Source organism: Leptothoe sp. ISB3NOV94-8A (genome assembly GCF_043421595.1).
Classification (GTDB): Bacteria; Cyanobacteriota; Cyanobacteriia; order Phormidesmidales; family Phormidesmidaceae; genus Leptothoe; species Leptothoe turfae.
The window spans coordinates 206,486-231,828 of record NZ_JAXSQW010000002.1; the positions used below are offsets into that span (position 1 = coordinate 206,486).

Sequence of the window (25,343 nt, forward strand, 5' to 3'; positions counted from 1 at the left end):
GTGAGATAGAGGTCTGATTTTAGGCGGTTAGGCTGCTGTTATTAACGCCTACACAGCTGAAAATCTCCTGAAAATCGGCTGAACCTGTCGTGATGGCTTTGGATCATGCCATAGATTGTCTAATTTCTCTAATCTTGAAATGGTTAATAGAGAGAGGGGGGCTGTTGACTAATTTCTAATTCGAAGCAGTGAAATCCTTCAGGGTGTTGCCAGTTTTCGTTATTGGCATTGGCTAACTTGTGGGTGCTGCTATCGGTGGCAAAATTAGCGCAGAGCTGGTATAGACTCTCGTCAACTTTGCTATAGCCATAGGGCTCTTGAGTAATGGGATCTTGACGCTGATCATCCGGGTTTAGGGTGTCGGGTAGGACGTATTCTTCCTGGTCTTGATTTTGCCAATAAAGGGTATTTGCGATCGCATTCAAATCTTCCAATCGCTGTCGGTCACTCATGATCAGACGCTGCTGACCTGGTGTGCCCAACACCCAAAAACCAGCCGCTGCACCAGCAGCGACAGCCACAGTAGCGAGGGTGGCAAAGGTACGATCAAATGCTGAATGGTTCATAGTTTGCAAAGCGAGGTGGGCATAGCCCATCTGACGGTAGACGTTGAGTTAAATCTGAGCTGGACGTCGTTGAACCCATTGGTAGTAATATGCTAAGACGCTGCCGTCAATGACTAAAATAACCAGCACTTTGAGCAAAAACCGTGGAGTTAATTCGCCGCGCAAAAACGAAGTGAGAAACGCCATTAAGGTACCGATGCCCACCAATGCAACGATGAGTAGGGCAATATAGGTGAGCCATTTGCGGACACCGGAGTAGGTTTTTTCGCGATATACAGACAGGTCCTTGAGAATTCTGCGCATCAATAGCAGATATACCGGATAGGCCACCAACAGACGGGCTAGACAAAAGGCCACCTGAAACGATGAGTCGCCATAGGAACGGCTTAAGGGATCTGGGATGACGTGATTGATCAAAATAAACCCAATTTCTCCCAGTGCTTGGGTCCAAATTCCTAACGTGACAAACGAAAGCAGATAGATAAAGGCATCTCGCGCTGCTTCCCCTTGACCACCCGAGGGCGCAGGAATGGGCATGCCCACGAATTCTTCATAGACGACAAAATAGGCACGCTCAATCTCTCTTTGGGGCCAACCAAAATTGCGTAGTAGGCTACTAATAAACTCATCGGAGGCTCCCCGACTGCGAGCGGCTGCGATAAAATTTACCAGCTCTGAACGATTTTTAGGCTGGTTTAATGGGGTCTGAGGAGAGTTATCGGATATATCGTTAGATGGATCTTGGGCCATGGACACTCTAAATTAGCCTTTGATTCCGTTTACGCTAGCATCGCCATTGGAGCCTGTGACGGAAGTGAGGATATTTCTTAGTAATTGTCTCTGGAGTAATTGTCTCTGGAGTAATTGTCTCTGAAGGAATTGTGCCTAGTGCTTTTGGTGAGGGCTACGGGCTCCAGGCCATGGCCCTGGTGAGCTTTGGGGCAAGTCAAAAATATGTTGCTGTTGGTCATAAATGACCAACCCCCGCGCCTGATAATTTTTTAGGGCATGGGGACCATCAATGGAGTTGGTATGCACCCAGACCCGTGTTGAGGTGAGTTCCCAGGCTGTTTTGAGAGCCAGGGTTAGAAGATAGCCCCCGTGGCCTTGACCAATAAATTGAGGCAAGAGACCAAAATACTCAATTTTGGCACTGAGATCGGGTTGTTTTGACAGCTCAAAGTAGCCTGCTGGTACACCGTTGACATAGCCAACCCAGACACAAACGGACTCTTGGTTGAGATAATCGGCCCACTGTTGGTAGGTCCAACGCAGGCGGTCCATCCAGTACCATGATCCTCCCACTGCGGTGTAAAGGAATCGTTGGAATTCTGGACATGGGACAACAGCTTCTGTCAGGGTGATGTGCGTGGGCGAGGCAGGGTTAATCTGACTCACGGACAGCATTTCTAGATAGGTGGTGGTGACCTCTAGTCTTGACATAAATGGGTGAAGAGACGTTGCAGGCAACGTCTATACATGGGCTAATAGATCTAATTTTATTACTGGCGCAAGGTTGTAAGTTTGTTTTTTAGACTGTCAGCCTGTCTAATTAAATCAGTTTGAGACAGTTCTGACTGGTCTCCCGAACTCAGCCACTTTAGCTGTACAGTGTTCGCTTCAGCTTCGGCGTCCCCCAGAATCAAACAGCCAATAGCGCCGCTGCGATCAGCCCGCTTAAACTGTTTACCAAAGGCACTAGCACTCAAGTCGATTTCTACCGAAAATCCTGCATGGCGAAGCTTCTGAGCAAGGACTGTAGTCGCAGGCTCTGCTTTTTCACCCCGGGAAACGATGTAGAAATCTAAGGCAGGGACCGGTGTACTTTGCAGTTGCTGAAGCAGAATGGTGAGTCGTTCTAAACCAATGGCAAAGCCAATGGCCGGAACATCTGGGCCGCCCAATTGTTGGACTAAACCATCATAGCGACCACCACCGCAGACTGTAGCCTGGGCTCCAAGATCCGCTGACATAATTTCAAAGGCAGTGTGGGTGTAGTAGTCGAGACCTCGCACTAACCGAGGATTAATAGTGAAGTCAATGCCCAGGGCACTGAGCTGCTGTTGCACCTGGTTAAAGTGACGCTGGGAATCATCACTCAGATGATCCAGCAAACTGGGGGCATCGTTGACAATTTCCTGGGTGCGACTGTCTTTACTATCCAGAATACGCAGGGGGTTTCGCGTTAGGCGAGCTTGGGAATCACCGTCAAGTTCATCTCTGTAAGGGGTGAGGTAGTTCACTAAAGCATCGCGATAGACTTGGCGATCGGCTCCGCTACCGACTGAGTTGAGATCCAAGGTCAGAGACTTTAAACCCAGGCTTTGGAGGATGTCGGTTGCGATCGCAATTACCTCCACATCCGCCCGTGGATCGCGACTACCCAAAATTTCTACATCTAGCTGATGAAACTGTCGCTGCCGCCCTTTTTGAGGACGCTCATAACGAAAGGCTGGCCCCGTATGCCATAGACGCTGTACACCGCCGCTTGCGTACAACTTATTACCAATAAAGGCCCGCACAAGACCAGCAGTAATTTCTGGCCGCAGTGTAATGGAACGTCCCCCCCGATCTTCAAAGGAGTACATTTCCTTACCAACGACATCGGTGGCCTCACCAATGCCCCGAGCAAACAACTCTGTTTGCTCAAACATGGGTGGGCGAATTTCTCGATAGGCAGCGCGATTGAGAATATCACGAGCTACTGATTCCACATGCTGCCACACCGTTACCTCATCGGGCAGAATGTCACGGGTACCTCGCAGTGCCTGGATATTGCTCATTAGTGAACTGTTAAAAATTTGCAGTGGGCATTGCCCACCCTATCAAATGATCGCCAGCTTAAACTTTATCCACAACCAGAATTAGATTTTTCTGCAGAAAAGACCACAGATGGCAACTTTGGTTTAAGACACTAGCTCCTGCTGGCCATTGGAGAGATGCTGATCATTATGACCATTAGTAGTGGGCAGGTTGCAACAGTTAACGTCATCGATACAGACCTTGCCCCATTTCAGAGCCCAACGGACCAATGCCACCCGATTACCGGTGGCTGTTTTATTTAGAACATTACTGATGTGGTTATCAACGGTGCGCTTACTAATATCAAGCTCAGTTGAGATTTCTTGATTAGTTAAGCCAGCGGCAACCAGCTCAACAATCTGCAATTCCCGTTCTGACAAGGGAGTTTGCTCTTTTTCCTGGGAAGATTGGCTGGCTGACATGGAAGTACCCTTCACTCACTGCGTATATATGCTTAGTGCTTATTACATCATAACCATTTTTAAGATGAGGCGTGTTTGTTAGCTTTTTTACTTAATCTGCCCCATTTGTAACGGCCTGAGCAGAGATCTAAAATAAACTTGGAAAACTCTAGACATCCAGATATCTAACGTCTATCCAGCAATTGCCCAGCCCATTTCCATAGCCCGGTCAACCGACGACCGAGATTGAGCAATTCGGGGGCAACAGTGTCGCTTTCCACCAGCGGTGTGAATTGTTCCTGTAGTAGCTCCCTCAATCGGTTGCTAGTCAGGGGGCGATTCAGGCGACCCCGTTGAGCAATGGAAATAGAACCCGTTTCTTCAGAAACGACTATACACAGGCAATTTTCAATGCGTTCAGTAATCCCCATGGCTGCCCTGTGGCGAGTCCCCAACTGTCTTGAGGCAATTCTTTCTGAAATGGGCAGAATGACCCCGGCGGCTACAATCCGAGAAGCACGGATGAGAATGGCACCGTCATGGAGCAAGGTACTGGTTTGGAAAATAGTCTGAATCAGTTCCTTGGATAGATCGGCGTTCAGCCGTACTCCAGGAACCGAGAAATCATTTTCATCAATGGGGGGGCCAAGTTCTAAAATCATCAGCGCTCCCGTACGTTTTTGAGAGAGTTCCCGAACGGCATCCACCAGTTCATCAATCACACCGTCTGGCCTGGATGTGGGGCGACTGGTGGGAGAAAACAGCTGAATAAGTTCGCCCCGTCCCAAAAGTTCTAAAAATCGACGAATTTCTGCTTGTAGCATCAGGGCCATGGCCACAGCGGCCCCAAAGGATAAATTAGTCAGCACAAAACCAAGCAGCGATAGCTTTAGCGCATGGCTAAGAACGGCTGCCAGCATCAGCACAATCAGTCCTCGAATCATCCATAGGTTACGGCGCTCGCCAATAACCACCAGCATTAGGTAGATGAGAACGAGAACAAGGGCAATATCGATGATATGGATGAACAGACCTAGCAAATGTCAGCCCCAACCTGGGTTTTCAATATAAGGATCTAAATAGTGCGTTAGACATTGCGTTAGACGCTCGGCTTTAGCATTCAAACCGTTCTTCTAATCACGGTAGCGGGGGCTACGTATCCTGCATATCGCTTTGAGAAGGACCCTGGTTGTTGGCCTGCCAAGGTAACCAACGCTTCCTCTAATTGCATTTACGAGATGCCACGGCAGATCTCAGGATGCACCCAGTTCAAAAATCAGGATTTACAGGATAAGACGCCACAGATAGCGTTAATAACTGTGGACGATTCATTGCTAAAGCGGCGGCTACTGTAAAGACTACCCAAGATGGCCCGCAGCATGTATCTTGGCTTCTATTCTAGGCAACAGCTCCATTGACCGCCAGATAGCCAAGCTCAGCTCCTCAAATAGCTGGGGAGACGGTCGTAGCGGATTAAGTCTGCATCGGTTTCTCGCTCTACTATTAATGAGGCCTCACCGTTTTGCACCAATACGGCTGCTGGTCGAGGAACGCGATTGTAGTTGGAGGCCATGCTGTAGTTGTAAGCTCCAGTGGCGGGAATAGCGACGATGTCGCCCGCCACTAAAACAGGCAGCTGGGCATCGTGAATCAGCACATCTCCCGATTCGCAGTGTTTACCTGCCAAGGTAACGGTTTCACTGAGGGGGGCTGACATTTTGTTAGCCGCTAACACTCGGTAAAGCGACTGATAAGTAATCGGACGAGGATTGTCAGACATACCGCCATCTACCGCAGCATAGGCACGAATACCGGGGACAGTCTTCTGGCCACCGATGGTATAAGCGGTGATACAAGCTGTGCCAATGAGAGAACGTCCTGGCTCGCAGATTAATTTGGGTAAAGCCACATTGGCCTCTTGGCAAGCTTTGATCATGTTTTCGCAAACGACCTGTGCCCAATCAGTAATGCTGGGTGGATCGTCGGTTTCGGTGTAGCGAATGCCAAGGCCACCCCCCACATCGAGTTCACTAATGGGTAAACCATGGCGTTTTGCTGCTTCCATCCAAGTTACAAGGACAGCAGATAAATCTTCATGGGGCTGTAGCTCAAAAATTTGAGAGCCGATATGGGCATGCAGACCAACACAAACTAATGATGACTGCTGAGCTACGAAGGTAAAGACTTCTTCTAATTGATCGGGATCAAAGCCAAACTTGCTATCGATGTGTCCGGTGCGAATATAGTCGTGGGTGTGGCATTCAATGCCTGGTGTGATTCGTAGCAGAATAGTTGCGGGGGTTTGCGGACTGGCTAGCGCGCTGAGGGTTTTAAGCTCATGCCAGTTATCGACAACAATGCGGCAGCCTGCGTCAATGCCTCGTTGCAGCTCACCGTGGGATTTGTTGTTACCGTGAAAGTAAAGCTTATCTGGATTAACGCCAGCTGTTAGCGCCGTTAGGAGTTCCCCCCCTGATACCACATCCACGGCTAGGCCCTCTTGGGTTGCGATCGCACACACCGCCAAACAGTTCCATGCCTTTGAGGCGTACATCACTAGAGCCTCTCCCGGATAGTATTGGTCAAATGCCTGACGATACTGCTGACATGCCGTTCGCAGCGTCACTTCATCAAGAATGTATAACGGAGAGCCAAACTCCTTAACTAGCTCGACGACATCACACCCGCCAACTTGCAGATGATCCTGTTCATTCACCTGAACACTGAGGGGTAAAAGCCGCTGATTGGGTGAGTCAGACCCGTTAGTCTCCAGGTAGTCAAGGCTAGAACGAGTGGTTTGATTTGCAGAAGGAAGTGTGGAAACCATAGCTATTGTCAGAGGTTGTCAGCGGGTGAAATCACCCAATGCAAGCTTCCAGTGTACAATTCGTCACCGATCACCCTCTGGCTTCTTCTGAGAAAGTATCTATTTACCTGGACCTTTTCATACGCGTGATGACAACACTGACCTACCAAGTTTTGACCGATGAGTTGCTGCCTGCTGTATTGCGGCTCGATCAGGTTTGTCTGGGGGGGCTGTGGACTGAAGCTGGCTACCGACGCGAAATTGACAGTCCCAATAGCGATCTACTTGTACTTTTGGCCAATCAAGATGTAATTGGTCTAGGCTGTCTATGGGCCATTCTAGATGAAGCCCATATCACTACATTAGCCATTCATCCCGATTATCACCGCCAATACTTAGGACAGCTCTTGCTCATTCAGCTGCTACAACTGGCACGTCAACGCGAACTCACCCATGCCACGTTAGAAGTGCGAGCGTCTAATCAAAAAGCCCTGAGTCTGTATCAAAAATTTGGCTTTCGCACAGCCGGACAACGTAAGCGATATTACCAGGATGGCGAAAATGCCCTCATTTTATGGCGCAGCCATTTGCAAAACCCTGAGTTTCTACAACAGCTAGAGCATTTGGAACTTGAATGCACAGAAACATTTCGTCAGCATCAATACCAATGGCACCCATGTAACAATCACTAATTAATACGTATTAAATATTTATGTGCGTAATGCCACGGAAAATCTGTGGAGTAAAATCTCTAAATTCAAGGCGTTTGCCCCCTAAACAAAGGCCCTGTCAGGCTTAAATCTTGGTTAAGGATGTCAGTAATCGGTGGTACACGATGTAACGAGCGCGACCAAGGACAATGCCGCCTGACTTCACTCCCAGATCTACCCAAAAATTGTTTAAGTGAGTCTTTTTTTAGCGCTAGATCCATTGCAAGTCGTGAATACCGGCACAGTTTCAGCAAAAATGGCTGTGCTAGAATCATGGCAACTCCGCACAAGCCAGGTGATGAAAAGCCGCCATGTTTGAACGCTTTACAGAAAAAGCCATTAAGGTGATCATGCTCGCCCAGGAAGAGGCTCGCCGACTGGGCCATAACTTTGTGGGAACTGAGCAAATCCTCCTCGGTCTCATCGGTGAAGGTACCGGTGTGGCCGCCAAAGTTCTGAAGTCCATGGGGGTAAATCTCAAAGATGCTCGGATCGAGGTCGAAAAGATTATCGGTCGCGGTTCCGGGTTCGTCGCCGTAGAAATTCCCTTCACACCACGTGCTAAGCGGGTGTTAGAGCTGTCCCTGGAAGAGGCCCGTCAGCTAGGCCATAACTATATTGGTACTGAGCATCTGCTCCTTGGCCTAATTCGCGAAGGCGAAGGCGTGGCTGCCCGTGTACTAGAAAACCTTGGTGTCGACCTGTCTAAGGTTCGTACCCAGGTGATTCGTATGTTAGGTGAGACCGCTGAGGTCTCCACTGGTGGTAGTCAAGGTCGAACGAAGACGCCCACCCTGGATGAATTTGGCTCTAACCTGACTCAGATGGCCTCAGAGGGCAAGCTTGACCCTGTGGTTGGCCGTCAAAAAGAAATTGAACGTGTTATTCAGATTCTAGGCCGTCGTACCAAAAATAACCCTGTCCTCATTGGTGAGCCAGGTGTGGGTAAAACTGCAATTGCCGAGGGTTTGGCCCAACGCATTGCCAACGGTGATGTCCCCGATATCCTTGAAGAAAAGCGGGTTGTCACCCTGGATATTGGTCTGTTAGTGGCAGGAACCAAGTATCGCGGTGAATTTGAAGAGCGCCTGAAAAAAATCATGGATGAAATTCGCTCAGCTGCGAATGTCATCCTAGTAATCGATGAGGTTCATACCCTGATCGGTGCGGGTGCTGCTGAGGGCGCTATTGATGCTGCTAACATCCTCAAACCTGCCCTGGCTCGGGGTGAGTTACAGTGCATCGGTGCCACCACCCTGGATGAGTATCGTAAGCACATTGAGCGAGATGCTGCCCTAGAGCGTCGTTTTCAGCCTGTGATGGTGGGTGAGCCCAGCGTTGAGGAAACCATCGAAATTCTGCACGGTCTACGCGATCGCTACGAACAGCATCATAAGCTCAAGATTCTTGATGAGTCCTTGGAAGCTGCGGCCAAGCTGGCGGATCGTTATATCTCTGACCGTTTCCTTCCCGATAAAGCCATTGACTTAATTGACGAGGCAGGCTCTCGGGTACGACTGATTAATTCCCAGCTTCCCCCGGCTGCTAAGGAGCTAGACCGAGAGCTTCGCAGTGTTCTAAAAGATAAGGACAATGCGGTACGTTCTCAGGATTTTGACAAAGCGGGTGAGCTTCGCGATCGCGAAATGGAAATTAAGGCTGAAATTCGTGCGATCGCTCAAAGTAAGCGCACTGATGAAGCTGGTAGTTCTGATTCTCCTGAGGTTACCGAAGAGGACATTGCCCACATCGTGGCATCTTGGACTGGCGTACCGGTTAATAAACTGACCGAAACTGAGTCTGAGAAGCTGCTTCACATGGAAGATACGCTGCATCAGCGCGTTATCGGCCAAGATGAAGCTGTGAAAGCAATTTCTCGGGCAATTCGTCGAGCCCGTGTGGGTTTAAAGAATCCCAACCGACCCATTGCGAGCTTTGTCTTCTCTGGTCCTACCGGTGTTGGTAAGACCGAGTTAACCAAGGCATTGGCCGCTTACTTCTTCGGCTCAGAAGAAGCGATGATTCGCCTTGACATGTCCGAGTTTATGGAACGCCACACAGTTTCTAAGCTGATTGGTTCTCCTCCGGGCTATGTCGGCTATAGCGAAGGTGGTCAGCTGACTGAGGCTGTACGTCGTCGTCCTTATACAGTCGTTCTCTTTGATGAGATTGAAAAGGCCCACCCCGATGTCTTCAACATGCTGTTGCAGATTTTGGAAGATGGCCGTCTCACCGATGCCAAAGGCCGTACAGTTGACTTCAAGAACACCTTGTTGATTTTGACCTCCAACATCGGTTCTAAGGTTATTGAGAAAGGTGGCGGTGGCCTTGGCTTTGAGCTAGAGGAAGATGCAGCTGAGTCTCAGTACAACCGCATTCGTTCTCTAGTTAATGAAGAGCTGAAGCAGTACTTCCGTCCTGAGTTCTTGAACCGTTTGGACGAAATCATCGTCTTCCGTCAGCTTACTAAGCCTGAGGTTAAAGAAATCTCCGATATTCTGCTCAAAGAAGTCTTTGGTCGGTTAACCGAACAGGGAATCACCCTAGAGGTAACGGACAAGTTCAAAGAGCGTTTGGTGGAAGAGGGCTACAACCCCAGCTACGGTGCTCGACCGTTGCGTCGCGCCATCATGCGTCTGCTAGAGGACACCTTAGCAGAGGAGATTCTATCCAGCCGTCTACAGGATGGAGATACAGCCGTCGTCGATGTGGATGAGAAAGGTAAGGTCGTTATCGCACCTAAGGAGAAGCGTGAGCTACTTACCCAAGGTGCCGATTAAGCTGCCCTAGTCTCAGTTCATTTCACAAATGACTTCTTGGAAAAGTTCCGAGAAGTCATTTTTAATGGCCATGCTTGGGCCAGATTGAGGAAACGATATCGCTTAAATAATCGCTTAAATAAGTAAGTTATTAACTATTGTAAACAGGTCTGATGCTTCCTTGCTTCCCACAGGCGTCAGATTTGATAATGGTTTTACCTCGTAGCGACTTCGTTGCAAGGTTATGATTGCCGATGGGATTCGGCGTATTTATTGCTGAACGTTGCTGTTTTTTGGAATAACTTAATCTGTAAGTTGCTAAATAATTCTTGGAATTCTTGGCAACGCAGCTAAAAATATTTCCTTAAATTAGCAACAACATTGCTGTTTGATTAGGAGCTTAGTTAGAGTGCTGGACAAACTTTTAGGTAAAAAGTCTGGATACTATTTAGAATTACCCGAAGAAGAAATCGCGGCTATTTCTGAGCCCACTGCTACGCCAGCACCTGCTGCTGCACCAGCGCCAAAGCCCGCTGCAGCGACAGCCAAAGCTCCTGCGGCTAAAAAGGTCAAGAATACTGATAACAAAGCATCCGAAACAGCTGCCCCAGTGGCCACTCCAACTGCCTCTATTTCAGATCCTATAGAACTAATTCGTACAGCACTGGCAGCTTCAGCTAATCAACCGCCAGCACCTGAACCAGAGCCAGCTCCCACATTTGATTACACAACCCCCGTTGCTAAGGCGAGTCGTCGTCGCCCAGGCCCCAGCATGTCGTCGTTTAAGTCCATGGCCAAAGCGATGAGGAGAACTACCGCTGGTTTCTAGTAAAGGCTGGATACAACATCCCTGCTGATAGCGCCCGGTGGCGAATCAATTCTATACCCAAAGGTCGGGCTAATCTATCAAGCTCGACCTTTGGGTGTATAGGAACATGCGGTTGATGCCACCTAGCGCTGGGCATAGGCAGCGATCGGTTCCTTGATAAATCGAATATACAGGTGCTTAAAGGTAGATTTCATCACCCGTGGCATGCCGAAATCAATGGGCATTAGCTTCTCGGGTAGTTGCCAGTTATCGATGTACAACTCAGCCGGTGACTGTAGAACAAAATCAATGTTAGTGGGGCATAGTCCAAGGCGTTGAGAGGCTGCAACGGTTGGCACTTGAGATGGCTTGATCTGAAGAACATCTACCATGGCCCGATCTAGAGCATAGACATTCTGTGATGCACCTAATACCCCAAGGCGTCGTGGTTCACCGCCGCTAGGTCCGTTACCTTCATGACCAATGATGCCATCTAAAATTGTCAGGTCTGGATCAATAGCTTGGGCAGTTTCCACCAACATTTGAGCAAATTTCTGACAGTCCTTACCTGATTCCATATGCCACCAGGCTTTCATTTTTCCTGGCACGCAGCCGAAGAGATTTTTGACACCCAATGTTAGCGTGAGCTGAACGTGGGATTTAACCTTAGGTAAATTGATCACCACATCGGCTTCCATTGCTTCTTTCGAGAGCAGCAGGTTATCAAAATTACCCTCTTGCTGAAGCTGATAGCGTTTACCGTGGAGTTCCACAATGGGTAGGTCAAGTTTCTTTGCCCACTGCAGTAGACCATTGGCCTTAGCAACACCGTAGGCGCTACCAAAGGCTGGGCTATCACCCAAAAACGGTTGGCCGCCAACTTCTTGAACCAGTTTAGCCACACAATAAACCAACTCTGCCCGCGTAGTGCATTCCTTGGTAGGACGTGCGCCTGTGAGTAAATTAGGTTTTAAAAGAACTCGCTGGCCTGGTTTGACATAGGCTGCCATGCCACCTAAAGGAGCCAGCAGGTCACGAAGCTGCTGCTCTAGGGTGTCGATATCGTAGCTGGTAGCTTTGAGCAGACTGACGGAAACCATAGATTATTCAAGAAAATGGTCAATATCATTATTTATTGTGAGTCTGGTGGCCCTAAATCGCAATCCAATATCTGATGTAGGGTCGTTCCATGGAACGACCCTACATGAAGAAATGCCTGGTTGATCCTGATGCGCAAGTAGAGTATTGACGACAAAAGGTGGGCTTAAGATTGTAGGGTGTCCAAGGGGACGATGATGGCCTCAGGATGCTATAGAAGATAAGAAAATAATGCTGAGCCTGTGGGCAAAGACAAGTGGGACCTGGATTAACGTGGTGCTGGTGCTATTGGGTACCACGAGTGGGCTAATTGTAAGGGGACGATTACCTCGGGCGATGCAGGATGTGATTACCCAGGCGGTGGGGCTGATCACTCTATTTATCGGAATGCAAATGGCTCAGCCATTGACTGAGGTAGATGCTGGCAACATTGCTGGTGTGATTGTTGGTTTGGTGGCCTTGGTTGTCGGTGGTCTGCTGGGCGAGTGGTGGCAGATAGAACGACGACTCATCGCTATTGGGGATGCTTTAAAAGCCAGATTTGGCGGCGGCGGTCAGTTTACTGAAGGGTTTGTTGCTGCGAGTTTGTTGTTTTGCATTGGCCCCATGGCAATTTTGGGCAGTCTCAACAACGGTCTTAGCGGTGATGGCACAATTTTAATTATCAAGGGCACTATGGATGGCCTGGTGTCGATCGCGTTGACCGGTAGTTATGGTGCTGGTGTTGGGTTTTCGGTGCTGCCCGTGGTGGTCTATCAGGGTGGTATGTCTTTGTTGGCTGGATTGTTGGCCAGTGGGATTGGTGATCCGGCATCTTCCCCCAGTGTGTTGTTGGTGACCGGTGTGGGTGGGGTCATTATTCTAGGGTTAGGTTTGAATTTGTTAAAAGTGGCGACTATCCGAGTGGCCTCATTTTTACCAGCGCTATTGTTGACACCACTGCTGTATAAACTTTGTCAGTTGTTGAGTGTTTAGAGACTACACTGCAAAAGCAGTTTGTTCTTCCATAATGCCAATGAGTACGGAGACTAAACTGTCTAAATCTCCTGGTAGTTTAAACAGTTCTAAGTCTTGAGTGATTTGTTGTTTCTGCGGATCGAGCTGACCAAATCGCCACACTTCACCAATGGTTACGGCACCAAATAAGGGGTCTAAGGATTCTTGTTGTTTTGCCAGGGCAATGAGTTCTACGGCTAACTGTGTAAAGCCTCGCGACAGATCGTCGTTTTTTGCCTCAATAATTAAAAACTCGTGATCAGATCGTAGGAGATAATCCAGATTACCTTTAAGCCATTGACTAACATTGAGGGGATATTCAATTTTGAGCTGACAATTGCAGAAAGCAGCTATTTCTATCAGGATAGGAGCTACCAAGGTCTCCCGACGAGCAGTTTCGCTAGTCAAACTCACGACTGGCAATGTACGTTCAATGCGCTGTTCTAATTCAGCAAGCTGAGGAAAGGTGCGTTTTCCCTGAGGTAAAGTAATTCGTGCCCTTTGTAGGCGATAGCCAAACTCAGCCAGGATATCCTCTGGATCATAGGTCATTTCAAAATATGACCGAAAGGTATATGAACGCTCAGGATCTAGGATTGGTGGTTTAGCCATTGAATTTACCTTTTAACCTAAGGCTCTGAAATACAGAAAGCACTTTAACTATAGCGAAGCTTCTAGTAAACACTTGAAGACAGAGGTTTGACTCATACGCGCATCCATTTTTTCAAGACTCGCATGGGCTGACCGCTTTTCGGTTCGGTTTACTCTTTACTCCAGGCATTGGGATCGGCAAAACTAAGCTTTAGGCAAAACCCGTACGAATGCCCCAAAGACAGTCGCAGGATGAGAGACTGAAGTTTCTGACTACGGATATTCATGAACTTGCGTCGCTGGATACAGTAGAGGGAACGGCTGATGCAGCGGAAGCGGTGTTGGGACTGGCAGATATATTCGTGACTGAAGAGCCTAATGTAAAAAAGCTGGCACCGCTAGTGGCGCAGCTAGACTCTTTGCTGGATGTGCTGAACTCGCCCTTGGGCAAGATTGTGGGGGCAAGTTTGCCGTTTGTGTCTATTGGTACAGGGCTAATGAAGTTTTACCTGGAAACTACCAAAGAAGAGCCGACACTAGCACAGTCGGTGGCGTTGATTAGCCAGGCTGCATATTTAGAAAGCTTCAAGGAATTTGCTCAACAGCGTCCAAAAGTTCAGAGCTGGTTAGCATCAGCCAGTCAAGGTGAAAAGGCAAAAAACATTCTGGCAAGGAATACAAGGAATCGACAGTGCCTTTGGTGTCCCGAATAAGCTAAAACAACAACTGGATTTAACTGATTGATAACAATCCAAAGTTTAGCTACAGCAATTGCCTCTGATGTAAGTGTGAATTACTTCAATACAGAGGAATTAGTCATCATAGTAACTAAGTTCACATCTACACCTTTAGTTTCAGTGATTTTAATTTTTGTACAATGGTTTTGAATCTGCATGCGCAAGAAACCTAGTCAAGTGTGCTATCTCATGCCCTTCACCACTGGCTATTCCGTCCCTCAAACCGAGCAGCCTCGCTCTCCGCGCGAGACACTGCCTACTATGTATGACCTACCCAGCGAATTTCCAGAGGAACCTGGTTTGCCAGACGAATTTCATGACCTACAACCCCAACTGCTGAGCCGTACTCTGCGCCTACAAGATTACGCCGCCGACAACCGCTTTACCGGCTCTAACCTTAACCTTTATTACGATGTTCAGCACCCCCTCTGGCACAAACGCCCTGACTGGTTCTTAGCACTCGACGTCCCTCGCCTCTACGATGGCCATGACCTACGCCGTAGCTACGTCGTCTGGCAAGAAGGCCAAGCCCCCACCATCGTTGTAGAATTTTTATCCCCCGCACAGAACAGGAAGACCTGGGTCGATTTTTTAAAGATAGCGATCAGATTCCTGATGACGATAATAAAATTCCCGAGAGCAGAGTGGGCAATGCCCACCCTCCGGCCAATGGTGCCGAACGTCCTCCTAGCAAGGTCGACGTTTATGAAAAATATCTACGAGTTCCCCATTATCTGGTCTATAGCCGTTATACCCAGCGCTTGCGCTATTTCAAGCTCGTTGGTCGCCGTTATGAAGAGCAATCCATCCAGGATGGTAACCCTATGATTTGGCTAGACGACCTAAAAATCGGATTGGGCCTATGGGAAGGCTACTTTGAAGGGTTGCCTGGCCCATGGCTACGGTGGTGTGATGTAGACGGTAACTGGCTGCTAACAGATACCGAGCAAGCAGAAAAACGGGCAGAACAATTAGCAGAACGTCTTAGAGCGATGGGGGTTGATCCAGACACAGTTTAAGCAAGGAGACCATCAATGTCGCTTATTGAGCCAGGGCCTAGGGGGAATTGTAACGATGGGCAGCACATTCACCCGATGGGTCATGCTGAGAATTAAACCGAGATGGGTCATGGGTTTTAGCGGCTAAAACAATTTGACCGTTGTCGTTAACCTGGGCGTAGCTAGCCTCAAGCATCGGTTGAGAATTTGAGATTGTTGGTTGCTCAATGATAACAGTCTCGCTTTCAGGTGCTGATGTTGTTGCCGCATCAACATCATTTAAAAAACGTAAATCTTGCCAGCCACCTGATGTTTGTAGTCGCTGGGTAGGATTTGTCGGTAGTCCGTTTTGGCCACCAATAACAAAACTATTGTTACTATCAGCGGCGCAACCTGCAACAATTTGATCTGTCGGATCGTTAATGGTGGCAGGTAACTCCACCAGGCCGCTGTCGGGTTCTAGCTCAGGTGTGTTGATGTCGACCACACCGCTAAACTCAGGCCCCAATGCTGATGTGGCTGTAATGTCACTTGCAGGGGTTAGGTTTTCTCTAAAGGCTGTGCCGAGAATATTTTGGGCAGTGATGCTAACTCTTCCCCCTCTACCTTGTTGGGCATTGGCTGTAATATCGCTGTTTTCTAAGGCGATGAGAAAAACAGTATCAATGTCAATGTTGCCACCGTCGGCATTACCAGCATCGGTGTTAATGTTGCTGCCCTGTCTCAATAACAAAATAGGCGTTTGTAGCTCAATGTTGCCGCCAGCACCCGTGGTGGTGGCCGCGTTAATGGTACCGCCATTTTCTAGCCGAATCAGATTGGCGGTGGCATTTAATGTGCCCGCATCACCAGGCCCCTGACTATTGATTGCGATCGCACCCCCATCTCGAATAATCAGCTCACCTGCAGTGACCTGTAGCTCTCCCGCTGCCCCATTGCCCACCAGCCCCGGAAAATCGTCTCGCCCAGACGAGGAGACCAGGCTACTGGGCAATTCGACAATTACCCCTAAGGGTTGTCTTGTACCAGTGCCGCTGATTTCTAACACATCGGTCACATTAACGGTGAGTGTGCCCCCTAGCCCATCGCTAAAGGTAGTGGTCGAAATATTGGCCCCATCTCGAATAAAGAGATTACCGGTGTTGAGTATTACATCACCGGCAGGAGCCCCGCTAAAACTAGATGTACCCGGACCACTGCCAAAGCGACCATTTGGGGATAAGCCAATGATTTCAGTGGTGCCGCCGACATTGAGAATGACATCTCCAGCAGGACCGCCCAATGGAATCACTGCGTTCCCCAAAAAAGCCCCCGTTTGATTACTCACCTGAGCGCCCCCTGTCATAGTGAATTCCTGGGTATTGACCGTAATATTCCCCCCCGAGCCGGTACCAAAAATGCTGTTGGCAAAAATGCCCGTAGGCGCAACGGCTCCTACTGGGGTATCTAGCAATTCAACTGACTCAGTGGCATTGACGATCAATTCACCGCCATCTCCTGCGCCAAAGGTGATTGTTTGTAATAGTCCGCCATCGCGCAATACCAGACGCTGAGTATCGAGAGTTAAATCACCGGCATCTTGGGTGGTGCCTTGGAGAGTGCCCGTTAAGATAATTGAACCGATGATTTCAACTGACTCAGTAGTCTTGATAAACGCATCGCCACCCGCACCATTGCCACTAGTCGTGGTCGAGATTAACGCTCCGTCCTGCAGGCGTAGCTGGGGCGTATCGATCCTGAGCTGACCTGCGGCTCCGGCTCCATCACTGCCGGCTAATAGTCCACTTTCAGCAGCAGAAATGTCTAATGTGCCTTGAAGGGCACCGATAATCAGGGTTTGTAATGCCTGAAACCCAGTCCCGCTAAGTTCAATCGAGTCGCTAGCCTGCAGGATCAGATTACCTCCAGCTCCATTCCCTGCCGTGGAGGCCGATAGCAAACCGCGATCGCGAACCTGAAGCTGCCGTGTATCCACAATCAGGTCGCCGCCCATGCCATCACCAATGGTATCCGTACTCAAACGGCTGATAATCTGACCATTGGCCGAGTCTCCTTGCACGGTGACCGAATCAGTGGCCCTTATCCTTAAATCTCCCCCTGATAATGGCCCCTGGGTTACCGCTAATACCTGGGAACCGTCTTCCACAAGAACTGTTTGTCCCCGTAGGTCAATGTCTCCGGCCCCAGGGCCACTGGTGTTAAGTAAGGCTCCCTGACTCAGGTCAATTGCGCCAAATCTTGAGACGGTGTTGTATTGCAGATCAAAACCGTTGGTAACAGGCCTTAGTCTGACTGTCCCCTGGGCCGCACTGCCAATTTCTAACCGTCCCGATGGTGCCGACACAGTGCCACCGACTACCCTGACATCACCTCCCAATAAAGCCAGGGTATGACCAGGGGACACAAATAAACCGGGCCGTGTGGGTGGAAAGTCACCTGAACCTTCCACAAGGATATCTCCTGGCGTTGTTCCTAGCTGCAACCCCACAGGGGTACTCACGGTTAATAACGGTGGAGCATTGGCTGTAGCAGCGCTAAAAACATCGCCATTGGCAAAGACAACACTGTCAGCGCTGCTGGCAATAAAAGAACCCGGCACCTGGAGCACGGCATTGGGACCAAAGATGACGCCGTTGGGGTTAAGTAAAAACAAATCAGCGTTGCCCTGGGCCGCGATCGCACCGTCAATATCCGAGCGTTGCCCCCCTGTCACCCGCGTGATGATCGTGCTCAGGGACGGATCATTCAAGAAAAGAGCCGCCCCGCCAGTAGGTACTGAAAACTGTTGAAAACTGTGAAAAAGAGTTTGACTATCGTCGCTGAGGATACCGCCCGTAATCGGGCATGTAGTACAGCCCTTGGGCACCACCGAGTTAGTCGTGTTGTCAGGCACAATCGGGTCCTGGGTCTGGGCCTGGGCTGCTGGGACAATCCCTGGGGGTGCCAACGCACTCAGCAGCGTTGCCATCACCCAGCTGTAACCCGTCAGCTTAGTAGACCAGTCTAATCGGGGTATTACTCGTCGGGGCATTACCAGTCGAGACATGATAGGGAGCCTTGCTTCTATGAGCGTTCATAACATGATTGGCTTGCCCAAAGACAAACAACTTTGTCTTCTTGCCATAGCTTACAAAACACAGCTAGAGCCATCGGGAGAATTGTTAGATCATGGATCTTAATTTACGGATGATTCACTATAAGGTTAAGTCGGTCTTTAAAGGAGCACCTGGATAGAACAAGGCGTTAGCTACCCCATAGAATTAACAAGTCAGGGCTTAGAATCCTGGTAGATTCTAGCGTTATGGTCTAATCAAGGGAACTTGGCTTGAGTGGATATCCCCTTGCGACCTGGGTGGTTAAGAAATGTATTTATCACCCCAATTATCTGATGGATATCCCGATTTCTACGGAGACAGGTTGAATGACCTTATTAGACATCGTTGCCTAGAAATGTCACAGAGGCTAAACGGCGATGCGACTTGTGCAGATATGTAACAGACGGTTTTGGCGACGTAGCTGGCTAATGATGTTGGCCATAGTCAGCTGCTGGCTATGGATGTGGGGGACGCCCGTGATAGCAAGGGGAGAGCTTTATCTCCCCAGCCCCATTCATCAGGCAAAGACTACTGTAGGGGAACCATTAGCTGAGGGCATCAACCTTGCGGGTCCCAATCTTGAGGATCCCAACATCAGTGCCCTCAGCCAGGGCAGTGCCTTATTTGCAGCGGGTCAGTTAGTATCAGCCGCAGATGTTTGGCAGCAAGCGGCCAAGGACTATGAACGCCAGGGCCAGCAACTACACCAGGCCAGGGCACTACACTATCTGGCGCTGGCTTATTTTAATTTGGGCCAGTGGGCATTGGCCCAGCAAACCAATCATAAGAGTCAGACCCTATTGGCGGAGACATCCCAACGGGATGCAACACTGTTGGCCGCCAGCTTAAACCTGCATGGACAATTGCAACTGGTTTTAGGACAGCCTGAGCGAGGAATCGAAACCTGGAAGCGAGCGGCAGCTACCTATGCTTCGGTAGGCGATACCACTGGTCAACTAGGGGCCCAGCTCAATCAAGCGAAGGCGCTACAAACTCTGGGATATTATCAACAGTCTCAGCAATTATTAGAACAATCTCTGGCAACAGTAAAGACCCTCTCAGAGCCAACGGTAAAAGCAACTAGCCTCAAACTTTTAGGCACAGCCCTACAGGCGGTGGGAGATTTAGAGCGATCGCAATCCCTACTCACCGAAAGTCTGGAAATTACCCAGACACTGGTGGCCACCACACCAGTCTTTGCGGATGAAGCCAGTGCCACTCTAGTTAATCTAGGTAATACCCTGGCTGCCCAGGGTGACTATGAAACTGCCCTATCCCGCTATCGGCAAGCGGCGGATAGGGCCAGTCAGTCAATGTCTCGCATGGAGGCCCAGCTTCATCAGCTGCAACTGTTGGTCAAAACAGGGCAGTGGTCGTTAGCGCAGTCTCTGTTATCTGCATTACCTGACCCATTAACGACCCTACCACCGGGTCGGGACACCATTTATGCCCAGGTCAACTTTGTTGCCAGCTGGATTCGGGCAGCCCAATCGCCCATCGGCCAGCAATTATCTGGTCAGAGGGCAACCATGGCCCAATTGTTGGCTAATGCGGTGCAATCTGCCCAGATGCTATCGGATACGCGGGCCGAAGCCTTTGCCTTGGGACAGCTGGGCCACCTCTATGAGGCCGCTGGGCAATGGCAAGACGCTCAACAGTTGACACAACGGGCAATGCAGTTGGCAGAAGGTCTGAATGCACCTGATTTGAAAACCACCTGGCAGTGGCAGTTGGGCCGCATTTTGAAACATCAGGGAGCGACTAAAGCTGCGATCGCATCCTACAGTAATGCGGTTAAATCCCTCCAGTCCTTAAGACAGGAGCTAGTGGCCCTCAATCCTGAGCTACAGTTTTCCTTTCTTGAAACCGTTGAGCCAGTGTATCGAGAACTTGTCTCACTCCTCCTAGAGCAAGACCCTCAGCAGGCTCAGCTACAACAGGCCAGGCAGTTGATTGAATCTCTACAGCTGGCGGAACTGGATAACTTTTTTCGTCATGCTTGTTTACAAGCAAAATCTCAACTCATTGACACCGTTGATGCGACAGCGGCTGTCATTTATCCAATTATCTTGTCCGATCGTCTGGCGGTGATTGTTTCCCGCCCCGACCTACCCCTGTTTTACTATGAAACGCGTCTGCCCCAGGCCGATATTGAAACCGCCATTGCCCAGCTACAACTTTACTTAAATCCTCACTTTTTCGAAGCCGATCGCCTACAGGTGTCACAGCAGCTCTATGACTGGCTGATCCGCCCGGCTGAGTACTTCTTAGGGGATACCCAAACACTGGTGTTTGTGCTGGACGGCACGTTACGAAATTTGCCCATGGCGGCACTGCATGATGGTAAACGCTACCTCATTGAGCGCTATGGCATTGCCCTCAGCCCAGGGTTACAGCTGCTTGAACCCCAGTCCCTCGATCCGGGGCGGCTGGATGTGCTGACGGGGGGATTGAGTATTTCTCAACAAGGGTTCTCCGCGTTGCCCGGTGTTAACACAGAAGTCAATCAAATTGGCTCTACACTGCCCACCACCACGCTACTCAATCAAAGCTTTACCACCGATCGACTCCAACGCGCCCTCAACGATATACCCTTTTCAGTGGTGCATTTAGCGACCCATGGCCAGTTTAGCTCCAAGGCAGAGGAAACGTTTCTGGTGACATGGGATGGTCGGATCAATGTTCAAGATTTGGAGGCCTTACTACAGCCCAGAAAACGAGACCCGGACCAAGCCTTAGAACTCTTGGTACTCAGTGCCTGTCAAACGGCTACGGGAGATAAACGAGCCGCCCTAGGGTTAGCTGGCATTGCCCTACGGTCTGGTGCCCGCAGTACCCTGGCAACACTTTGGCAAGTGAAAGATGAATCCACGGCCACCCTGATGGTGGAATTTTATCGCCAGCTGGCAGAAAACCCAGACATGAGTAAAGCGGCGGCCCTAAGGGCGGCACAGTTAAGCTTGTTAAAACACCCCCAGTATCAGCAGCCTTTCTACTGGGCTCCGTTTGTTTTAGTGGGTAATTGGTTGTAGTGGGAGGTGGTTTATGAAGTGATGCTAAACCTGGAGGAATGAAACAAAAAAATTAAATAAGGAGGCATCTCAGGCCATGCCATATCTCTCATAGGGAGGGATAACTGATTAGGCACATGGTGCAAACGGCTTCATTCAGATACCTGTTTAAAATCTCCTTTACTTAAAATCTTTGCTGTTGATGATTTAGAGGGTAAATCGATCTAGCAGGATTATCCAAAATCCTTGATTTTTCAGATTGAATCCTCCCAAGAATCAGTACAGCCAAATCTTTTTCATTTTCCATTGATATCAGATACCTATGAAACGTTCTCTACATAACCGCTTGTGTCTGGCTCTACTAGGAATCTTGTCGTTTGGGTCAGTGATTAATTTTGGGTCAGTAATTAATACGATAGCCCAGGCTAGTCCTGCGCCATCCCCTGGTCCCATGAGGGCGTCGCGTCCGGCAACCGCCACTCCCCTAATTATGTTTGAACCGCCTACTGATGAAAAGGTAGATAATTCTCGCGGTGGAGCCTCTCGCCCTACAGACATAAAATGTATGCAGGATGAATCCTATGCGTTTCCGATGACAGCACTGGTGCCCCAGTCTGGGGTGGGGTTGACGACGTCTTCCCACCCCACCCTGATGGTTTATGTGCCTCCCACAATGGCCACTCAGGCCCATTTAACGTTGAGAGATGACGAACAAAACGGCGTATATCAAAGCCGTCTACAGATTCCTCAAACCGGGGGGATTCTTAGGATTTCTTTACCGATAGATAGTCCTGAATTGGTCGTGGGGCAAACGTATCATTGGTCCCTGGCACTTCTCTGTCAGCCCACGCAAACAGATCTGCCCATCACCAGTGGTCAGATTCGTCGCATTGACCTATCTGATAATGACTTGCCCCCTCAGCAGCCCTTGTTGTCCCAGGCGGTTATTTACGGACGGGCTGGTGTTTGGCATGATATGTTGTTAAGCCTGGCACTGCTGAAGGAACGCCAGCCTGAGAGCAATGCTCTCAATGAGAATTGGATTGAGTTGCTCCGGTCTGAAGATTTAGGTGCGATCGCAAACACCCCATTTCTTAACTAGCATTGCATTACCCTATAAAAACTCAGATAAGTCTCCCATCAGTTAGGCCATGGAACTGGTAGAGACTTGAGTCATGGGTTTTCTTGTTTCTCATTGTTTACCCTACAATTTGCGCTTGAGTGACCACGATACATTCGCTAATTTGCCTCCTTGCCTGTATGAAAACACATCAGCTACCCTGCTCTGCAATAATGCAAGAGTCGCGCTGATAAAAAGAAGAGAATGCACAGTACTTTTCAGATGACTTAGATGCGATGGATTGCTGCACTGTTAACAACGCCAATTGTGGCTGGTGTCGTCATCGCCATACGCTTTACAGGCGCGCTACAGTTATTAGAGTGGGCGATCTATGACCAATACTTTCAACTACGACCAGTAGACCCCATTGACGAACGAATTCTGCTGGTCACCATTGAGGAGTCTGATATCAGTCGTCTCGGTCAGTGGCCTCTCTCTGACGCCACACTGGCCCAGCTGATTCAAAATCTCAGACAACATCAACCTGCTGTCATCGGTTTAGACCTATATCGCGACCTACCTGTGGAGCCGGGGCATCAAGACTGGGTTGAGGTGATGACGTCTACCTCTAATCTGATTGGTGTCGAGAAAGCCATTGGCCGCACAGTGGCCCCCCCCGCTGAGTTAGAGAGCCAGGGACAGGTGGCCCTGACTGACTTGCTGGTGGATGCGGATGGTAAGTTTCGGCGAGGATTGTTGTCCCATGCCAATGCCGACGATGAGCTCCGACTGGGGCTGGGGGCAGAGCTGGCCGTGCGTTATTTAGCCATGCAGGGAGTTCCCCAGGAAGTGGTGGATGCGGACCAGAAAATTTATCGTTTGGGACAGGCGATCCTCAGGCCATTGCGCGGTAACGCTGGTGGCTACATTCGCACTAACGCTGGTGGTTATCAGATTCTGATTAATTTTCGCGGCCATGCAAACCAATTTCCCCAGATATCTGTAACTGAGGCCCTGAATAATCGTCTAGAGCCAGATTTGGTTCGCGATCGCATCGTACTTGTCGGCGGCATGGCCACCAGTCTCAATGACTTGTTTTATACGCCCTACAGCAGTCGCCTGATCAATACACCAGAAGCGACGGCAGGAATGGTACTCCATGCCAATCTGGCCAGCACTCTAGTGAGTGCAGCCCTGGATGGCCGGGCAGTGCTGCGGGTATGGGCTGATCCCATAGAGGCAGTCTGGATTTTGATCTGGTCTGGGGTGGGAGCCCTGGGATACCAGTGGCTATTGGAATCCAAACGAGATAGTACCCGGAGGTTTACCCGTCTGGCTATTTTGATCACCGCTGTAGTATTGGCAGGGGGTGTTTTGTCAGTCAGTAGCTATCTAACATTTCTCGGTGGCTGGTGGATTCCGGTGGTGCCTCCATTTTTAGCGCTGATTGGGTCTGCAAGTGCGATCGCAGGCTACGAAATCCTCAAATTGCAACACTATCGCACCGAGTTAGCCCAACAAAATCTCAAACTTGAGAAAGACAAAATTCGAGCTGAAGCCGCATCCCAAGCCAAAAGTCAGTTTTTAGCCAAAATGAGCCATGAATTTCGGACACCGCTTAACGCGATCTTAGGCTTTACTCAGCTAATGGGACAAGATCCATCATTAACGACACAACAAAAAAAGTCTTTAGACATTATTAATCTTAGCGGCGAGCATCTCCTCAATTTGATTAACGATATTCTTGAGATTTCTAAAATTGAAGCTAACCGGGTTGTATTACATGAAACCAACGTAGACCTGTACAGTCTGTTGGATATGCTCAAAGCCATGCTAGAGCCTAAGGCCATGGCTAAGGGGCTAAAACTCTATTTTGAACGAACCCCTAATGTGCCCCAGTTTGTGACGGCGGATGAAGGCAAATTACGACAAGTATTAATTAACCTATTAGATAACTCAATTAAATTTACTGAGGCCGGCACTGTTATTCTGCGCCTTTCAGGCACCATGAGCAAACAGTCTCAACTTCTGTTGCACTTTGCAGTAGAAGACACTGGTCCCGGTATCGCTCAGGAGGAAGTGTCTACTCTGTTTGAGATTTTTACCCAAGGTAAAGTAGGGCGAACTTTTTTAGACGGGGTAGGATTGGGCTTACCCATTAGCCAGCAGCTGGTTAATTTAATGGGAGGAGAAATTACCATTAGTTCCGTTTTAGACCGAGGAACAATATTTAAGTTTGATATTCCAGCCAGTCTAGAACCGTCCCTTCAGCATCACCCCCCCCCTGCCTACCATGTCAGTAGTCTGGCTGCGGATCAAGCACCTTTACGCATATTAATTGCTGATGATGAGCCGATTAGTCGTAAGTTACTCAACAAACTATTGACATCGTTAGGATTTCAGATCCGTGAAGCCACCAATGGTCAAGAAGCCGTTGCTCTCTGGGAAAGTTGGCACCCCCACTTCATCTGGATGGATATGCAAATGCCCGTGATGAATGGCTGCGAAGCCACTCGCCAAATTCGGCAGAAAAGCCAAGAGGCCAATATCTCTTCGCCTACTATTGTGGCACTGACTGCCAGTGCTCTGGCTCAAGATCGAGAAAAAAGCCTGGGAGCTGGTTGCGATGATTTTGTCAGCAAGCCATTTCGCCGCGATGAGCTGTTGGATAAATTGTCCCAATATTTAGGTGTGCGTTATCAGTAGACCGTGTACGGGCGAGTCGACATTACCCACCCGTAAAGAAGATTAGACAACCAGCCAGTAGCAACGGGAGCACGACCTTAGAAGGGCTTACCTATTGTAAATAATTGCAACTGCATGTAAATGCGTTGCAATCCTACCGTCTGATCAGGTGTAATTGCCCTGAAATAATGGGTCCGCTTCATTGACTGTCACCGACTAC

Annotated in this window: 18 protein-coding genes and 1 pseudogene; 9 read left to right on the forward strand and 10 right to left on the reverse strand. The window is 49.3% G+C overall.

Translation table 11 applies throughout. The features are described 5' to 3' along the window. Window positions 1-143: 143 nt before the first annotated feature. The 7 genes from SPB21_RS31430 to lysA all read right to left on the reverse strand — a co-directional run bounded on the left by SPB21_RS31430 (window position 144) and on the right by lysA (window position 6,596). Window positions 144-566, reverse strand: coding sequence for a hypothetical protein (locus SPB21_RS31430; RefSeq protein ID WP_163698834.1), 423 nt, complete (start codon window positions 564-566; stop codon window positions 144-146). A gap of 48 nt (window positions 567-614) precedes the next feature. Then, the gene (locus tag SPB21_RS31435; protein WP_163669799.1) at window positions 615-1,316 is read right to left on the reverse strand and encodes a DUF5671 domain-containing protein; all 702 of its coding nucleotides are present in this window, start codon (window positions 1,314-1,316) and stop codon (window positions 615-617) included. 135 nt (window positions 1,317-1,451) lie between these two features. Next, window positions 1,452-2,009 carry a GNAT family N-acetyltransferase gene (locus SPB21_RS31440; protein WP_163669797.1) on the reverse strand — a complete coding sequence of 186 codons (558 nt, stop codon included), beginning with the start codon at window positions 2,007-2,009 and terminating at the stop codon, window positions 1,452-1,454. 59 nt (window positions 2,010-2,068) lie between these two features. Continuing rightward, on the reverse strand, window positions 2,069-3,349 hold the full coding sequence (hisS, locus tag SPB21_RS31445; protein ID WP_499868985.1) for a histidine--tRNA ligase: 1,281 nt from the start codon (window positions 3,347-3,349) through the stop codon (window positions 2,069-2,071). Between the two features lie 123 nt (window positions 3,350-3,472). Beyond that, window positions 3,473-3,790 carry a photosynthetic electron transport-dependent transcriptional regulator PedR gene (pedR, locus tag SPB21_RS31450; RefSeq protein ID WP_163669793.1) on the reverse strand — a complete coding sequence of 106 codons (318 nt, stop codon included), beginning with the start codon at window positions 3,788-3,790 and terminating at the stop codon, window positions 3,473-3,475. Window positions 3,791-3,954: 164 nt separating this feature from the next. Continuing rightward, the gene (gene cdaA, locus SPB21_RS31455) at window positions 3,955-4,809 is read right to left on the reverse strand and encodes a diadenylate cyclase CdaA (RefSeq protein ID WP_006518533.1); all 855 of its coding nucleotides are present in this window, start codon (window positions 4,807-4,809) and stop codon (window positions 3,955-3,957) included. A 395-nt stretch (window positions 4,810-5,204) separates the two neighbouring features. Next, window positions 5,205-6,596, reverse strand: a complete 1,392-nt coding sequence (gene lysA, locus SPB21_RS31460) for a diaminopimelate decarboxylase (protein WP_499868987.1) — start codon at window positions 6,594-6,596, stop codon at window positions 5,205-5,207. 128 nt (window positions 6,597-6,724) lie between these two features. Here lysA and rimI point away from each other — a divergent pair, with 128 nt between their 5' ends. From rimI to SPB21_RS31475, 3 genes are all read left to right on the forward strand, one after another. Next, window positions 6,725-7,267 carry a ribosomal protein S18-alanine N-acetyltransferase gene (gene rimI / locus SPB21_RS31465; RefSeq protein WP_458789377.1) on the forward strand — a complete coding sequence of 181 codons (543 nt, stop codon included), beginning with the start codon at window positions 6,725-6,727 and terminating at the stop codon, window positions 7,265-7,267. A gap of 329 nt (window positions 7,268-7,596) precedes the next feature. Continuing rightward, window positions 7,597-10,065: an ATP-dependent Clp protease ATP-binding subunit gene (locus tag SPB21_RS31470; RefSeq protein ID WP_163669775.1), complete on the forward strand. Its 2,469-nt coding sequence runs from the start codon at window positions 7,597-7,599 to the stop codon at window positions 10,063-10,065. Window positions 10,066-10,453: 388 nt separating this feature from the next. Further along, complete coding sequence (locus tag SPB21_RS31475) at window positions 10,454-10,873, forward strand: hypothetical protein (protein ID WP_163669773.1); 420 nt, start codon at window positions 10,454-10,456, stop codon at window positions 10,871-10,873. 122 nt (window positions 10,874-10,995) lie between these two features. Here SPB21_RS31475 and SPB21_RS31480 read toward each other — a convergent pair whose 3' ends face one another. After that, entirely contained in the window at window positions 10,996-11,952 is a 957-nt protein-coding gene (locus SPB21_RS31480; protein WP_499868989.1) for an Npun_F2552 family protein, read from the reverse strand. A 229-nt stretch (window positions 11,953-12,181) separates the two neighbouring features. Here SPB21_RS31480 and SPB21_RS31485 point away from each other — a divergent pair, with 229 nt between their 5' ends. Then, window positions 12,182-12,925, forward strand: coding sequence for a DUF554 domain-containing protein (locus tag SPB21_RS31485; RefSeq protein WP_163669769.1), 744 nt, complete (start codon window positions 12,182-12,184; stop codon window positions 12,923-12,925). Between the two features lie 3 nt (window positions 12,926-12,928). On the opposite strand, the gene SPB21_RS31490 is transcribed toward SPB21_RS31485, so the two are convergent. Further along, on the reverse strand, window positions 12,929-13,558 hold the full coding sequence (locus tag SPB21_RS31490) for a hypothetical protein (protein WP_163669767.1): 630 nt from the start codon (window positions 13,556-13,558) through the stop codon (window positions 12,929-12,931). Window positions 13,559-13,767: 209 nt separating this feature from the next. Here SPB21_RS31490 and SPB21_RS31495 point away from each other — a divergent pair, with 209 nt between their 5' ends. Next, window positions 13,768-14,250 (forward strand): hypothetical protein, encoded by a 483-nt coding sequence (locus SPB21_RS31495; RefSeq protein WP_499868992.1) that lies wholly within the window; start codon window positions 13,768-13,770, stop codon window positions 14,248-14,250. Window positions 14,251-14,463: 213 nt separating this feature from the next. Beyond that, window positions 14,464-15,293 (forward strand): annotated as a pseudogene (locus SPB21_RS31500) (Uma2 family endonuclease). Between the two features lie 37 nt (window positions 15,294-15,330). Here SPB21_RS31500 and SPB21_RS31505 read toward each other — a convergent pair. After that, a complete protein-coding gene (locus tag SPB21_RS31505) occupies window positions 15,331-18,318 on the reverse strand; it encodes a two-partner secretion domain-containing protein (protein ID WP_499868994.1) in 2,988 nt (995 codons plus the stop codon). A gap of 426 nt (window positions 18,319-18,744) precedes the next feature. On the opposite strand from SPB21_RS31505, the gene SPB21_RS31510 reads away from it, so the two are divergent. From SPB21_RS31510 to SPB21_RS31520, 3 genes are all read left to right on the forward strand, one after another. Further along, entirely contained in the window at window positions 18,745-21,399 is a 2,655-nt protein-coding gene (locus SPB21_RS31510; protein ID WP_499868996.1) for a CHAT domain-containing protein, read from the forward strand. A 301-nt stretch (window positions 21,400-21,700) separates the two neighbouring features. Continuing rightward, window positions 21,701-22,480 (forward strand): DUF928 domain-containing protein, encoded by a 780-nt coding sequence (locus tag SPB21_RS31515; RefSeq protein ID WP_499868997.1) that lies wholly within the window; start codon window positions 21,701-21,703, stop codon window positions 22,478-22,480. Window positions 22,481-22,729: 249 nt separating this feature from the next. Next, window positions 22,730-25,144, forward strand: a complete 2,415-nt coding sequence (locus SPB21_RS31520) for a CHASE2 domain-containing protein (protein WP_499868999.1) — start codon at window positions 22,730-22,732, stop codon at window positions 25,142-25,144. Window positions 25,145-25,343 lie beyond the last annotated feature (199 nt).